Raw genomic sequence first — 506 nt, forward strand, 5'->3', positions numbered from 1 at the left:
TCGAAGGTCGTGCCGTGGCTGCCGTATTCCTCGGCGGCCTGCGCCATCAGGCCGACGTTCGACACCGCGCCACAGGTGGTGACGTTCAACGTGCCGGTTTCCTTGAAGTATTTCACCGTCTCGTCATAGACGCAGGCATAGGAATTGTCCGGGATGCAGCACAGCACATCCGCTTCCTTGCCATCCGGGCCCCAACCCTTGCCGCCCGCGCGGATCACGGCGGGCATCGAGGCGTCGATGATGACATCCGACGAGACATGCAGGTTGGTGATCCCCTTGTCCGAGTTCACCATGTACATCGCCGGACGCGCCGCCATCGCGGCCTTGTAGGCGGCCTCCAGCGTCGCACTCCCGGCAATGCGCTTTTCCAGATCGCCCAGACCCGAATTCGGGTTCCAGCCCAGCGCCGTCAGATCTGCCCCATGCGCGGCAATGAAATCCTCCAGGTAGACGCTGACGAAATGCCCGAACAGGATCGGGTCCGACACCTTCATCATCGTCGCCTT

The 506-nt window shown here is 62.5% G+C and carries 1 protein-coding gene; it reads right to left on the minus strand.

Going from position 1 to position 506, the window contains the following annotated elements; all coding sequences use genetic code 11:
* Positions 1-506 (minus strand): NADP-dependent isocitrate dehydrogenase (locus B3E43_RS01360; protein ID WP_292026096.1); only part of this gene is annotated, 506 nt, incomplete at both ends.

Origin of the sequence: Brevundimonas sp. UBA2416, assembly GCF_002343105.1 — a bacterium.
Lineage (GTDB): Bacteria > Pseudomonadota > Alphaproteobacteria > Caulobacterales > Caulobacteraceae > Brevundimonas.